Origin of the sequence: Sneathiella chungangensis, assembly GCF_009882935.1 — a bacterium.
GTDB lineage: Bacteria > Pseudomonadota > Alphaproteobacteria > Sneathiellales > Sneathiellaceae > Sneathiella > Sneathiella chungangensis.
The window spans coordinates 288,560-301,751 of sequence record NZ_WTVA01000002.1 but is presented as its reverse complement, the minus strand read 5'-3'; the positions used below and the strand labels follow the sequence as shown (position 1 = coordinate 301,751).

Below are 13,192 nucleotides of genomic sequence, written 5' to 3'. Positions count from 1 at the left end.
TTTTCGGGGGATGGCGACATGAGCGATAGCGGCGGTGGGACACCGCAACTTGAATTGAGAGGGATTACCAAGGCCTATCCCGGTTGCCTGGCCAATGATCATATCAATCTCAAGATCATGCCCGGTGAAATTCATGCCTTGCTCGGCGAGAACGGCGCCGGCAAAAGTACGCTGGTCAAAATTATTTACGGAGTTCTCGAGGCGGATGAAGGGGAAATCCGGTGGGTCGGCGACCTCGTCTCCATTTCAAACCCGCACGCCGCGCGGAAAATTGGAATCGGCATGGTTTTCCAGCATTTTTCATTGTTTGAGGCGATGACCGTCGCTGAAAATATTGCGCTCGGCATGTCCGGGCGCCAGGATATGAAAGCCCTCGAAAACCGTATCATCGAGGTTTCGAATAGCTACGGGCTGCCACTGGAACCGCACCGGCAGGTGCATACGTTGTCCGTCGGTGAAAAGCAACGGATCGAGATTGTCCGTTGCCTTCTGCAGAATCCGAAGCTTCTGATCATGGATGAACCGACATCGGTCCTGACCCCGCAGGAAGCGGAGAAAATGTTCGAAACGCTGCGCCGCCTCTCTTCGGAGGGCGTCTCGATTCTCTACATCAGCCACAAGCTGGATGAAATCAAGGCGCTTTGTCACAAGGCAACGATCCTGCGCGGCGGCCAATATATCAGTGAGTGCGATCCGACAAAAGAAACCGCGAAAAGCCTTGCGGAAATGATGATCGGCACCGATTTGCGTGCGCCCGAACATCATCAGGCAGTAAAAGGTGGGGCCGTGCGGTTGAAAGTCAGGAACCTGACGATCGACTCGGATGTCGAATTCGGCGTCAATCTCGCCAATATCAATTTCGAGGTACGGACCGGCGAAATTCTGGGCATTGCCGGGGTTGCTGGAAACGGACAAATCGAGCTTCTCTCCGCTCTGAGCGGCGAGACTCGCTCCAGTGATGTCGAGGCAATCATGCTCGACGGGAAATCCATCGCCCGCCTAAATCCAAAGGAACGGCGTGACCTCGGCCTTGCCTTCGTGCCCGAAGACAGGCTGGGCCATGGCTCGGTGCCAGAGATGACCCTTGCGGAAAACGCCTTTTTAAGCGGCTACAGCCGGATGGATCTGATGAACAGTGGTTTCATCGATAACGGCGGCACCGCGCATTACGCCGAAGATATCGTCAAAAAGTTCGATGTGCGAACGCCGGGTATCTCGCACACCGCGAACTCGCTATCGGGCGGAAATCTGCAAAAGTTTATTGTCGGCCGGGAAGTTCTGCAAAACCCTAACGTCATTATTGTTGCCCATCCGACCTGGGGTGTCGATGCAGGTGCCGCCGCCTTCATCCATCAGACCCTGATCGATCTGGCGGAAGCCGGCGCCGCCGTTCTCGTTGTCAGTCAGGATCTCGATGAGCTATTCGCCATCAGCAACCGTATCGCGGTTATATCGGAGGGCCGCCTGTCGGTCGGTCGCGAGCTCCGGGAGATTACGATTGAGGAAATTGGCCTGTTGATGGGCGGAACCCACGGGATGGGTGAGCCGGTGGAGACGCCCCATGTTGCTTAAAATTGAAAAACGCGCCGAATACTCCCGCGTTATGGTCTACCTCACCCCCATCATCGCGCTCGCGCTGACGGTATTGAGCAGTGTCATCCTGTTTGAACTGCTCGGCGTGAACCCGGTTGAGGCGCTATTCCAGTTCTTTGTCGCGCCTCTCGATACAAAGTACGAATTCTCCGAGCTGTTCGTAAAGGCAACGCCGCTTATGCTGTGCGCCATCGGGCTTTCAGTCGGATTTCGCGCCAATGTCTGGAATATCGGCGCGGAAGGCCAGCTCACCATGGGCGCCATCGTCGGCAGCAGCCTGTTTATTTATTTTCCCGAAACAGAAAGCGTGTTTCTCCTGCCCGCGATGATCATCATGGGCGCTATCGGCGGCGCGGCCTGGGCCGGCATACCGGCATTTTTAAAAACACGCTTCAATGCCAACGAAATCCTGACCAGCCTGATGCTGGTCTATGTGGCCATCCTGTTTTTGTCGGTCCTTGTTCATGGCCCGTGGCGGGACCCGCAGGGGTTCAATTTCCCGGAATCGCAGACCTTCAGCGACAGCGCCGATATGCCAATACTTCTTTCCGGAACGCGCCTGCATTTTGGCACGCTGCTCGCGTTTCTGGCGGTACTCGGCGCCTGGATGATGATGGCACGAACGCTGATCGGCTTTCAGGTCAAGGTGATCGGCGAAGCCCCGCGCGCGGGCGGCTATGCCGGTTTCAGCCAGAAAAAGATCGTCTGGTTTACCCTTCTTTTCGGAGGGGCGCTCGCCGGTGTCGCGGGTCTTTCAGAAGTCAGCGGCCCCATAGATCAGGTTCTGCCTTCCATTTCGCCCGGATACGGCTTTACCGCGATTATCGTTGCCTTTCTTGGCAGGCTGCATCCGGTCGGCATCTTCTTCGCAAGCCTTCTAATGGCCCTTACCTATCTCGGCGGAGAGACCGCGCAAATCAATCTTGGCCTGCCTGTCGCCGTGACCGGCGTGTTCCAGGGTATGGTGCTCTTCTTCCTGCTGGCCAGTGACGTTCTCGTTCATTATCGTTTCCGGCTGAATACAGCGAGAAAGGTGGCGCCATAATGTCTGGATTTGAATGGATCGTTCCTGTCGTTCTGACCGTTATCACCGCGGCGACCCCGCTTGTTTTTGCCGGGATCGGGGAGCTTATTACCGAGAAATCGGGCGTCCTCAACCTTGGCGTCGAAGGCATGATGCTCGTCGGCGCGGTCAGCGGATTTATAGCAGCCACTGTGACCGGCAATTATTTTCTTGCGGTCGGCGCGGCGGCGCTTGCGGGCGCCATTATGGCATTCCTGTTCGGCGTCTTGACCCTTTCGTTGATGGCGAACCAGGTGGCGACGGGCCTTGCGCTGACCCTGTTCGGAGTCGGGCTGAGTGCGCTGATGGGTCAGGAATTTGTCGGCGAGCCGGTGCAGGCGCTGGCAAAGCTCGATATCGCGGGCCTGTCTGATATACCGTTCATCGGACCAATTGTCTTCGGTCAGGATGCGCTTGTTTATCTATCCTTCTTCATGGTCATCGTCGTAAGCTGGTTTCTCTATAAGACAAAAGGCGGGCTGATTTTACGGGCCGTTGGCGACTCCCATGATGCGGCCCATTCCATCGGATATCCGGTGATTGCAATCCGTTACATGGCGGTAATGTTCGGCGGCGCGATGTCCGGGATTGGCGGCGCCTACCTTTCCCTCGCCTATACCCCGATGTGGGCGGAAAACATGACGGCTGGTCGTGGCTGGATCGCCCTTGCGCTTATTGTCTTTGCCACCTGGAAACCCGGCCTGGTCCTCGTCGGTGCCTATATGTTCGGCGGCATCACGATTTTGCAGTTGCACGCGCAGGCCGCCGGACTTAACGTGCCGTCACAAGTGCTTTCGATGTTACCCTATCTTGCAACCGTTCTTGTGCTCGTCCTGATATCGAAAGATCAATCCCGAATTCGCAAACATGCGCCGGCCTGTATTGGCAAGATATTCCATCCGGCGGCGTAAGGTATCATAAACAACAACCGTGATGACAAAGGAGAAAGTAATGAAGTTAAAACATATCTCATCCCTTTTTGGCGCCGCCGCGATTGCCGCGGGCATGCTGATGGGAAGTGCCGCCAGCGCAGAGGACAAGATCGGCTTTATCTATGTCGGCCCCGTAGGCGACCATGGCTGGACCTACCGTCATGATGTCGGCCGCCAGGCCGTCCAGAAGGAATTCGGCGATAAGGTCAAAACAACCTTTGTCGAGAGCGTGAAGGAAGGCCCGGACAGTGAACGCGTGATCCGCCAGATGGCAGCGGATGGCCACAAGCTGATCTTCACGACGTCTTTCGGTTTCATGAACCCGACGCTGAAAGTCGCGAAGCAGTTTCCGGACGTGAAGTTCGAACATGCGACCGGCTACAAACGCGCCGATAATGTCAGCACCTATTCCTCGCGCTTTTATGAAGGCCGCTACGTGGTTGGCAAGATCGCCGGTAAAATGACAAAATCCAACGTCATCGGATATGTCGGTTCCTTCCCAATTCCCGAGGTGGTCCGAGGCATTAACGCGATGACCCTCGCCGCCCGCAGCGTTAACCCCAATGTCACGGTGAAAGTCGCCTGGGTCAGCACCTGGTATGATCCGGGTAAGGAAGGTGACGCGGCAAAGGCCCTCATCGATCAGGGTGCAGACGTAATATTGCAGCATACGGACAGCCCGGCACCGCTGCAGGTTGCTGAAAGCCGCGGCGTCTGGGCGGTCGGACAGGCCTCTGACATGTCAAAATTCGCGCCGAAAGCGCAGCTTACCGCGATCGTCGACAATTGGGACGGCTATTACGTCGCCCGGACGAAAGCCGTGCTGGATGGCACCTGGAAATCCGAAGACACATGGGGCGGCCTGAAATCGGGAATGGTCGAACTGGCGCCTTATAATTCGGCGATCCCGGCTGATGTGGTCGCCCTTGCGGAAGAAACACGCAAAGGCATCGAGGACGGATCGATTGTCCCCTTCGCCGGTCCCTTCAACAAGCAGGACGGTTCCGTTGGTGCCGCGGCGGGTGAAGCCCTCGACGATGGCGTGCTCCTCGGCATGAACTGGTATGTCGAAGGCGTTGAAGGCCAGCTGCCGAAGTAAATTCGGACAGTAACCCTTTCCCTGCCGGCTGAAACGCCGGCAGGGACGAGTTTTTCTTTTGTGATATGGATGAGATCCGGTTATGGCGGATTTGAACAGCTTTATCGAAAACATGCCGAAAGCCGAGCTGCATCTTCATATAGAGGGCAGCCTGGAGCCCGAGTTGATGTTTGCGCTCGCCCGCCGCAACGGGGTCGACATCCCGTTCAAAAGCATCGAGGAAGTCCGCGACGCCTATCAGTTTTCAAATCTTCAGGACTTTCTCGATATCTATTATCAGGGCATGAGCGTCTTGATCACGGAACAGGATTTCTACGATCTCACCTTTGCCTATCTCACCAAAGTGCATGAGCAAAACGTCATTCACACGGAAATTTTCTTCGATCCGCAGGGGCATACCGATCGGGGTATCCCATTTGCCGATGTCATCAACGGCATTACGCGCGCGCTGGAAGATGGGCGAAAAAAATACGGCATTACCACCCGGTTGATCATGTGTTTTCTCCGCCACCTGACGGAAGAGGCTGCATTCTCGACACTTGATCAGGCGCTTTCCTATCGTGACCGGATCGTTGGTGTCGGGCTCGATTCATCGGAATTGGGCCATCCTCCCGCCAAATTCGCGCGGGTTTTCGATAAGGCAAAATCCGCAGGATTTCTTGCCGTCGCCCATGCCGGAGAGGAAGGCCCACCGGAATATGTGTATGAGTCCCTCGATCTTTTGAAAATCGACAGGCTGGACCACGGCAATCGGTCCCTTGAAGATGCCGATTTGGTCAACCGGCTTGTGAAGGAGCAGATGGCGCTCACTGTCTGCCCGCTGTCGAATTTCAAGCTCGCCGGGGTCAAGGACATGCGCGATCATCCGATCCGGAAAATGCTGGAACTAGGACTGAAAGCGACCGTCAACTCTGACGATCCGGCCTATTTCGGCGGTTATGTGAACGAGAATTACAAAGCGATCACCGAAAGCCTTGACCTTACAAAGGCACAAATAATGACACTTGCGCGAAACGGCTTCGAAGCGAGCTTCTGCAGCCCGGCGGAAAAGCAGGCAATGATCGCCAGGCTCGATGCCTACGGTGCCTGACCGATGGCCGGTAATTTCGATCAACGTCGCGAAATCTTTTTTGAGGGAGAATTACTGTCCCTGCCCCTTTACCTCGATTACCAGGCCTCCACGCCTTTGGATGAGAGGGTCGAGGATGCGATGTCGGCATGGCTTGGGAATGTCGCAGGCAATCCCCACAGCAGCACGCACAGCTTCGGCCACAGGGCGCGGCAAGCGATCGAGATCGCGCAAGGTCATATCGCCGCCCTGATCAATGCGAAGCCTCACGAAATCATTTTCACATCGGGTGCAACTGAAGCCAATAATCTTGCACTCCTCGGATTTGCGCGCGCAAAAGAAGGCGCGCGTCACATCATTTCCGTCGCGACGGAACATGAGGCCGTTCTCCAGCCCCTCCGGCATCTCAGCGAACGCGAAGGCGTTGAGGTGACGTTACTCCCGGTCGACGGAAATGGTCTCCTTGACATCGATGAGCTGATCAATTCGATCCGGCCAGAGACAATCCTTATCTCCGTTATGGCAGCAAATAACGAAACCGGCGTCTGCCAGGACCTGGAGGCAATCGGGCAAATTTGCACGGAACGAAACATCGCCTTTCACAGCGACGCCGCGCAGGTCATCTCGACACAGGAGATCGATATCAACGCATTGCATCTCGATCTTCTCAGCCTTTCCGGACATAAAATTTATGGGCCGATGGGTATCGGCGCCCTTTACATCAGGGAGGGAACAGAGCTCGCACCGCTCATGCATGGAGGATCGCAGCAAAGATCTATTCGCCCGGGAACCCTGCCGACGGCGCTCTGCGTCGGACTTGGTGAAGCCTGCCGTATTGCCATGGAAAACCGCGACGCGGAAGCACGCCGCCTTACTCTCCTTCGCCGGACCCTTACTGAACAGTTGCGGGCGGAACTTGGCGACGCGGTGGTTTTTAACGGGGAGGAAGCGCCGCATATTCCAGGCTGCCTCAGCATCAACCTCCGTCATGCCGACGCCGAGGACCTGCTCCATGAGCTACCGGAGCTCGCATTAAGTACGGGGTCCGCCTGCAGTTCTCTTCAATCCGAGCCGTCCCATGTGTTGCGCGCCATGGGACGAAGCGCAAGTGACGCGGCGGCAACGCTACGTTTGGGGATTGGCCGTCCCACCAGCCTGACAGAGGTGAACTTTGCCGCGCGTAAACTTATCGAGGGCTATCGCAAGCAGATGTCGACCAATGAATTGTTGTAGGGGGAGTTGCTCGCCATGGAACTGATGGAATGGGCGCAATTGGCGGTCCGCTGGATTCACATGATCACCGGCATCGCCTGGATCGGAGCCTCATTTTATTTCGTCTGGCTCGACATGAACCTTACGCCGCCGGAAAAGGACGGATACAAAGACAAAGCCGGCGTCGGGGGTGAGCTCTGGGCGGTTCATGGCGGCGGATTTTACGAGGTGCAGAAATACCGGCTGGCGCCGCCTGAAATTCCCAGAACCCTGCACTGGTTCAAGTATGAAGCCTATTTCACCTGGATCAGCGGATTCATACTGCTGACGATTCTCTACTATTTCAGCGCCGACATCTATCTGATCGACCGGAGCATCGCGGATATTTCAACGGATACCGCCATACTGATCGGCGTCGGATCAATTGCCGGCGGCTGGATCATCTATGATCTTCTTTGCAAGTCGCCGCTGATCAACAACCAGGCTGTCTTCGGGCTTATCCTCTTCATCCTTCTCACCCTTGCCGCCTTCGGATTGTCGCATGTCTTCAGCGGGCGCGGCGCCTATATTCATGTCGGCGCGATAATGGGAACGATTATGGCCGCGAACGTGCTGGTGGTGATTATTCCGGGACAGGTCGCTTTGGTAACCGCCGCGAAAAAGGGGGAAGCGCCGGACCCCATATACGGCCTGAGGGCAAAGCAACGCTCACTCCATAATAACTACTTCACCTTGCCGGTGCTGTTCATCATGATCAGCAATCACTACCCGATGACATATGGCAGCGACATTAACTGGCTGCTCCTTGCCGGTATCTCTCTCGTCGGTGTTCTCGTCCGGCACTTTTTCAATATGAAAAACCAGGGTCGCGCGAAAGAGGGTTTCATCCTGCTCCCCATCGCCTTCATTCTGTTCTTTGCGATTGCCTATTTGGCGGCCCCCGCCTCCGACGACGACGCGCCGGCCGAGAACATATCCTTCGCCACCGTCGAGAAAATAATTCATGATCGCTGTACCAGCTGTCATGCGGCAAAACCGTCCAATCCGGATTTCGACAGCCCGCCAAAGGGCGTGCGGCTGGAGACGCCAGCGCAGATTGCGCGAGAGAAAACACGCATCCGCCAGCAGACGGTCGATACGAAAACGATGCCGCTTGGAAATCTCACCAAGATGACCGACGAGGAACGCAAGCTCATCGGCTGGTGGATATCCCAGGGCGCGTCGACGGATTAGGAATAGATCTGAACCGGATTGCCGGTCGCGACAGCGCCAGCGACTTTTCCTTTCCGGTCCCGTGAAAAATGCCGGATATACTTTCCGGTGACGTTCTCCGTCTCGACGATGACGCAGACATCGATGGTATTGAACTGACGGTCGATCACCGCGCCATCTCCAATATAACCACCCAGGCGCAAATATCCTTTCAGAAGCGGTGGAAGTTGACGCTGCGCAAGCTCGATATCGACCTCCTTGCGCTTCATCATCTTCATCGGGATATAAATCTCATCAAGCGCGCGAGGCCGCAGATGTCCAGGGGCCTTGTGATAGTGATGCAGGTAGGAGAGAACCCTGGCGTGTTCCTCAAGATCCGTGCCATGAATGCTGCCGCAGCCGAACATCACCTGCACTTCGTGAATATGGATATAGGCCGCAATCCCGCGCCAGAGAAGCTGCATGGCACCACGCCGGCGATAGGCCGCATCGATACAGGAGCGGCCGAGCTCCATGATTTCCCCCGGGAAGATTTTCAAGTGGCCGAGATCAAATTCGGATTCGGAATAAAAGCCGCCGTGCTTTCTGGCGACACTGCTTCTGAGGAAACGGTAGGTGCCGACGACATGCGGCTTGGCCGGGGTACTTTTCTCAAGATCCACGACCAGAAGATGGTCGCAAATTTCATCGAACCTGTCGACGTCGCGCGCTTTTTCCAGGCAAAAAGGTGAAGGCGTAGCGCCCATCTCTTCATAGAAAATCCGGTAGCGCAGCGCCTGCGCGGCATCGATATCCGTCGCGTTATGCGCCAGACGAAGTTCGAGGTTGTTAAATCGCAATGGTTCCAAGATACACTCCTGCATACTCCAACGAGAGATTGCAGAAGGTATCTCAAACTATTGTTGCGACGACATGTCGGCTTGGTGACGTTAAAATTGCTGTTTTATGTCAGGAAGGCGACAACGCGGCGTAAAGGAAAGTCAGTCGACCAGCGCCTGATAAACGAGCGCCCGGAGTTCTTTTCGCAGCGGATAGAAACTACTCGGGATAAATTGCGTCAAGAACAGAACCGTCATGTCTTCGACCGGGTCTACCCAGAAAACCGTGCTCGCCATTCCGCCCCAGCCAAAATCTCCCGGTGATCCCATCATTTGCGAAAGCGCCGGCTCCAGCATGACCCAACCGCCAAGCCCAAAACCGACACCCACGAACGAGACTTCCGAGAAAACCGGCTGGCCATAACGGGCGAGATCGCCATCCAGATGATTGCTGGTCATAAAATCCACAGTACGTGGCCCAAGCAGGCGGCCGCCCTCGAATGCGCCGCGGCGACGGATCATTTCGGCGAACTTTAGATAATCCGACGCGGTCGAGATGATGCCGCCGCCACCGGAATAGCAGACGACCTTCTCCATTTTGAAGACGCTCTCTTCCGCCGGATCCAGGACCTTGATACCGCCCTTCTCATCCGCGCCATACGCGGCTGCATACCGGCCCAGCTTCTCTTTCGGCACACCGAAATCGGTGTCAACCATGCCGAGCGGACCGAAAATATTCTCATGGAAATAGGACTTAAGATCCTGTCCGGAGATAATCTCGACCAGACGACCAGCCACGTCCGTCGACACGCCATAGTTCCAGCGCGTTCCCGGATCGAACAGGAGAGGCATTTGCGCTAGCCTGTCGATCTCACTTTCGAGCGTCCCGCCTCTCGGGCCGAAATCCATCTTCGCCGCTTCATAGTGATTGCCGAGGACACCGAGGTTAAATCCATAGGTCATCCCGGACATATGGGTGAGAAGATTATGGATCGTGATCCTGGATTTCGCTGGCTCGGTATCCTCAATGCTTCGCGCCTGCGCCCGCAGCACCTGCATGTCCTTGAAGGCCGGGATGAAGGCCTCGACAGGATCGTCGAGATGGAAAAGTCCCTTTTCATACAGCATCATGAGGGCGACGGACGTCACCGGCTTGGTCATCGAATAAAAGCGCGCCATGGTATCATCGCCCCATATCGCTTTTTTCTCGATATCCCGCAGACCGACCGACCTCGCATAGGCTATTTTCCCGCCCCGGGCGATGACCGTCTGGGCGCCTGGTAACTTGCCGCCATCAACATATCTTTGCATCCAGTCCGTGATCAACTGAAGACGCTTTGAACTGAAACCAAGGCTTTCGGGCTTTTGAACCGCTGTTAGCATCTATTTCCCTCTTATTGCTGTTATGCCTTAACCGTGGTCTGTGTTTGCGTTCCAAGCCCGGCCACCGACAGCGTCATCACCTGTCCGGGCCTGAGGTATATCGGGTCCGGCTTGTGCCCCATGCCGACGCCGGGCGGCGTGCCTGTCGAGATTACATCACCGGGATTCAGCGTCATGAAATGGCTGAGGTAGGAGATGATTTTTGGAACGCCGAAGACCATCGTGCCGGTATTGCCATTCTGACGCCGCACGCCGTCAACCTCCAACCAGAGGTCCAGGTTTTGCGGGTCCGGCACGTCATCGCGCGTCACCAGCCAGGGACCGATCGGCGCGAAGGTGTCGTGGCTTTTGCCCTTCGTCCATTGGCCACCGCGTTCTGATTGAAATTCCCGCTCGGACACATCGTTGGCGACGCAGTACCCCGCCACATGATCAAGCGCCTCGTCTTCACTGATATATTTTGCACGCTTGCCGATCACGACGCCGAGCTCAACCTCCCAGTCCGTCTTGGTCGAGCCTCGTGGAATCTCTACATTGTCATTGGGCCCGCAGACAGCGGATGCCGCCTTCAAAAAAACAATCGGTTCAGTCGGCACGGGCATCCCTGCCTCTTTGGCATGGTCCGAATAGTTAAGACCGATACAGATAAAGGTGCCTATATTGCCAACGCAAGGGCCTATTCGAGGATTTCCCTCTACAACAGGAAGCGTTGCCGGATCGAGGGCGCGGACTTTCTCCAAACCCTCGTCCGACAAGACCTCGCCGGAAATATCAGGGATGACAGCCGAAAGATCGCGAATTCCACCCGCGTCATCCAAAATGCCCGGTTTCTCAGCACCCGGCGGGCCATATCTTAATAATTTCATTCTTGCTCCTGTCGTGCAGCATGCAGCTAAATCTTGACTACGATTTTCCCGAAATGTCCGGCTTTCTCCATCGCCCGATAGGCCGCCTTCGCGTCCTTGAATTCGAAAGTCTCGTCAATGACGGGACGAAGGCCGTTGTGCGCGATTGCCGTATTCAGACGCGAAAACATATCACGTGGACCGACATATATCCCTTGAAGAGTTACGGATTTCCGCATGATGGATGTCGGATCAATCTGTCCCCCCGTCAATACGCCGATGAGGGAAATCCGGCCACCCACACGAACAGCCGCAATCGATTTTTCAAGCGTACCTGCACCGCCGACCTCGACCACCAGATCGACGCCTCGCCCCTCCGTCAATTCTAGTACCTTTTCTTCCCAGTTCGGATGCTCGCGATAATTGACGACATCATTCGCGCCAAGTTTTTTAGCCCGCGCGAGCTTTTCGTCACTGCTGGACGTCAGGATGGTCCTGATGCCCGACATCTTGGCCAGCTGTTGTGAGAATATGGAAACGCCTCCGGTGCCGAGCAGCAGAACGGTCTGGCCCGCCCGCGCCTTTCCACCCTCTATCAGACAATTCCAGGCAGTCAGTCCGGCGCAAGGCAAGGTCGCGGCTTCTTCAAAGGATAAATGTGCCGGAACGGGAAGCACCCCCGATTCCTTCAACAGCGCATATTCGCACAGCAGCCCGTCGATCGGTCCGCCCAGAGCGCTTGGCATGACGCCGTCGTGGATAGGGCCGCTCAGCCAGTTTTGGAAAAAGGTGCCGACAACCCGGTCACCGGATTTGAAGGCCGTCACACCCGGTCCGGTCTCCTCGACGATGCCGGCCCCGTCCGAGTTCGGGATCCTCTGGCCGGATATACCGCGCGCACTCGCGTTTTTTATCGTCGAAAGGTCGCGAAAATTGATCGAATTCGCCTTTAGTCGAACCAAAATTTCCCTCGGCCCCGGCTTCGGAATATCCCTGTCTATCAATTCCAGGCCGTCGATCCCCCCCTTTTTATTGATCACCCAGGCTTTCATGATCGACATCCCGAATTGGGCAAGGGTTGGACGGAATAAGATGAATTTTGTTTGCGGCAAAGCATTTTTTATGGTCCATAGGTCAAGTGACAGTCGGGAATTTCTTCCTCCCCGCGCTGCTTATTTATTTTTCTGAACGAAGCCCGGTCATGATTGCCCAATATCTGCCTGAATTCAATCTTTTACATTTGCTGGTCGTCTGTATTGCCTTTGCGCTTGGCGGCTTTGTAAAGGGTATCTCAGCTTTCGGTTTGCCGACCATCGCGGTCCCGATCATCGTGTTTTTCATGTCACTTCCCGCGGCTGTCTCGATAATGACTGTACCGATGGTGATTACGAATTTCGTCCAGATGATGGTTTCGGGGCATATAAAATCCAGTGTGAGTCGTCACTGGCGGATTTTCCTCGGGTTGTTTATCGGTTTGCCGATAGGTGTTTTCGCGCTGTCCACCGTCGATACGAAGTTTCTTCTGATCGCCGTTGGCATATTTCTCATAGTGATTTCGGCGCTTGATTATTACGGCGTCTCTTTTGCCTTCCTCGGCAAACATGAGAAAATTTATGGCCCTGTGGTTGGCGTCGTTGCCGGCATTATTGGCGGCATAACGACCCTTTATGGAACCCTGCCCGTGTTATTCTTTATTGCACTCGGCCTGCAAAAAGAGAAATTCGTCGCCGCCGTCAGCGTCATGCTGTTTGGCGGCAGCATCTTCCTGCTTCTCAGTTTGCAAAGCATGGATTTCCTGAAGCCCACGGAAATTGCCTATAGCCTGATCGGGCTTATCCCTCTCTTCGCGGGGATGTGGGCGGGCACCAAGGTTCGCCATCGGATCGATCAGGTGACGTTCAAGAAAATCGTGCTCATGCTGGTCGCATTGATCGGCGTAATTATGATCTATCGCGCTTTTAACTAA

General features: G+C 55.5%; 12 protein-coding genes. 8 read left to right on the top strand and 4 right to left on the bottom strand.

What is annotated here, in order from left to right; genetic code table 11:
• The first annotated feature begins 18 nt into the window (after positions 1 to 18).
• The 7 genes from GQF03_RS06370 to GQF03_RS06340 all read left to right on the top strand — a co-directional run bounded on the left by GQF03_RS06370 (position 19) and on the right by GQF03_RS06340 (position 8,201).
• On the top strand, positions 19 to 1,572 hold the full coding sequence (locus GQF03_RS06370) for an ABC transporter ATP-binding protein (protein ID WP_161338374.1): 1,554 nt from the start codon (positions 19 to 21) through the stop codon (positions 1,570 to 1,572).
• Entirely contained in the window at positions 1,562 to 2,638 is a 1,077-nt protein-coding gene (locus GQF03_RS06365; RefSeq protein WP_162858435.1) for an ABC transporter permease, read from the top strand. Before GQF03_RS06370 ends, GQF03_RS06365 begins: the two co-directional genes overlap by 11 nt.
• The gene (locus GQF03_RS06360; protein WP_161338373.1) at positions 2,638 to 3,567 is read left to right on the top strand and encodes an ABC transporter permease; all 930 of its coding nucleotides are present in this window, start codon (positions 2,638 to 2,640) and stop codon (positions 3,565 to 3,567) included. Before GQF03_RS06365 ends, GQF03_RS06360 begins: the two co-directional genes overlap by 1 nt.
• A gap of 40 nt (positions 3,568 to 3,607) precedes the next feature.
• Positions 3,608 to 4,687, top strand: coding sequence for a BMP family ABC transporter substrate-binding protein (locus GQF03_RS06355; protein WP_161338372.1), 1,080 nt, complete (start codon positions 3,608 to 3,610; stop codon positions 4,685 to 4,687).
• Between the two features lie 82 nt (positions 4,688 to 4,769).
• A complete protein-coding gene (locus GQF03_RS06350; RefSeq protein ID WP_161338371.1) occupies positions 4,770 to 5,777 on the top strand; it encodes an adenosine deaminase in 1,008 nt (335 codons plus the stop codon).
• 3 nt (positions 5,778 to 5,780) lie between these two features.
• Positions 5,781 to 6,989: a cysteine desulfurase family protein gene (locus tag GQF03_RS06345; RefSeq protein WP_161338370.1), complete on the top strand. Its 1,209-nt coding sequence runs from the start codon at positions 5,781 to 5,783 to the stop codon at positions 6,987 to 6,989.
• Between the two features lie 15 nt (positions 6,990 to 7,004).
• Positions 7,005 to 8,201 carry a urate hydroxylase PuuD gene (locus tag GQF03_RS06340; RefSeq protein ID WP_161338369.1) on the top strand — a complete coding sequence of 399 codons (1,197 nt, stop codon included), beginning with the start codon at positions 7,005 to 7,007 and terminating at the stop codon, positions 8,199 to 8,201.
• On the opposite strand, the gene GQF03_RS06335 is transcribed toward GQF03_RS06340, so the two are convergent.
• The 4 genes from GQF03_RS06335 to GQF03_RS06320 form a co-directional block, all read right to left on the bottom strand.
• Positions 8,198 to 9,028, bottom strand: a complete 831-nt coding sequence (locus GQF03_RS06335; protein ID WP_206376359.1) for a GNAT family N-acetyltransferase — start codon at positions 9,026 to 9,028, stop codon at positions 8,198 to 8,200. The genes GQF03_RS06340 and GQF03_RS06335 overlap by 4 nt on opposite strands.
• A 132-nt stretch (positions 9,029 to 9,160) precedes the next feature.
• The gene (locus GQF03_RS06330) at positions 9,161 to 10,381 is read right to left on the bottom strand and encodes a serine hydrolase domain-containing protein (protein ID WP_161338367.1); all 1,221 of its coding nucleotides are present in this window, start codon (positions 10,379 to 10,381) and stop codon (positions 9,161 to 9,163) included.
• Between the two features lie 20 nt (positions 10,382 to 10,401).
• Positions 10,402 to 11,247, bottom strand: coding sequence for an ureidoglycolate lyase (locus tag GQF03_RS06325; protein ID WP_161338366.1), 846 nt, complete (start codon positions 11,245 to 11,247; stop codon positions 10,402 to 10,404).
• Between the two features lie 26 nt (positions 11,248 to 11,273).
• Positions 11,274 to 12,278, bottom strand: a complete 1,005-nt coding sequence (locus GQF03_RS06320) for a zinc-dependent alcohol dehydrogenase family protein (RefSeq protein ID WP_161338365.1) — start codon at positions 12,276 to 12,278, stop codon at positions 11,274 to 11,276.
• 149 nt (positions 12,279 to 12,427) lie between these two features.
• On the opposite strand from GQF03_RS06320, the gene GQF03_RS06315 reads away from it, so the two are divergent.
• Positions 12,428 to 13,192: a sulfite exporter TauE/SafE family protein gene (locus GQF03_RS06315; protein WP_161338364.1), complete on the top strand. Its 765-nt coding sequence runs from the start codon at positions 12,428 to 12,430 to the stop codon at positions 13,190 to 13,192.

Bases quoted from the DNA above. Each gene is read 5' to 3' on its own strand.
- GQF03_RS06320 (WP_161338365.1), bottom strand. From the start codon at position 12,278: ATGAAAGCCTGGGTGATCAATAAAAAGGGGGGGATCGACGGCCTGGAA.
- GQF03_RS06315 (WP_161338364.1), top strand. From the start codon at position 12,428: ATGATTGCCCAATATCTGCCTGAATTCAATCTTTTACATTTGCTGGTC.
- GQF03_RS06340 (WP_161338369.1), top strand. From the start codon at position 7,005: ATGGAACTGATGGAATGGGCGCAATTGGCGGTCCGCTGGATTCACATG.
- GQF03_RS06330 (WP_161338367.1), bottom strand. From the start codon at position 10,381: ATGCTAACAGCGGTTCAAAAGCCCGAAAGCCTTGGTTTCAGTTCAAAG.
- GQF03_RS06360 (WP_161338373.1), top strand. From the start codon at position 2,638: ATGTCTGGATTTGAATGGATCGTTCCTGTCGTTCTGACCGTTATCACC.
- GQF03_RS06345 (WP_161338370.1), top strand. From the start codon at position 5,781: ATGGCCGGTAATTTCGATCAACGTCGCGAAATCTTTTTTGAGGGAGAA.
- GQF03_RS06370 (WP_161338374.1), top strand. From the start codon at position 19: ATGAGCGATAGCGGCGGTGGGACACCGCAACTTGAATTGAGAGGGATT.
- GQF03_RS06355 (WP_161338372.1), top strand. From the start codon at position 3,608: ATGAAGTTAAAACATATCTCATCCCTTTTTGGCGCCGCCGCGATTGCC.
- GQF03_RS06365 (WP_162858435.1), top strand. From the start codon at position 1,562: ATGTTGCTTAAAATTGAAAAACGCGCCGAATACTCCCGCGTTATGGTC.
- GQF03_RS06325 (WP_161338366.1), bottom strand. From the start codon at position 11,247: ATGAAATTATTAAGATATGGCCCGCCGGGTGCTGAGAAACCGGGCATT.
- GQF03_RS06350 (WP_161338371.1), top strand. From the start codon at position 4,770: ATGGCGGATTTGAACAGCTTTATCGAAAACATGCCGAAAGCCGAGCTG.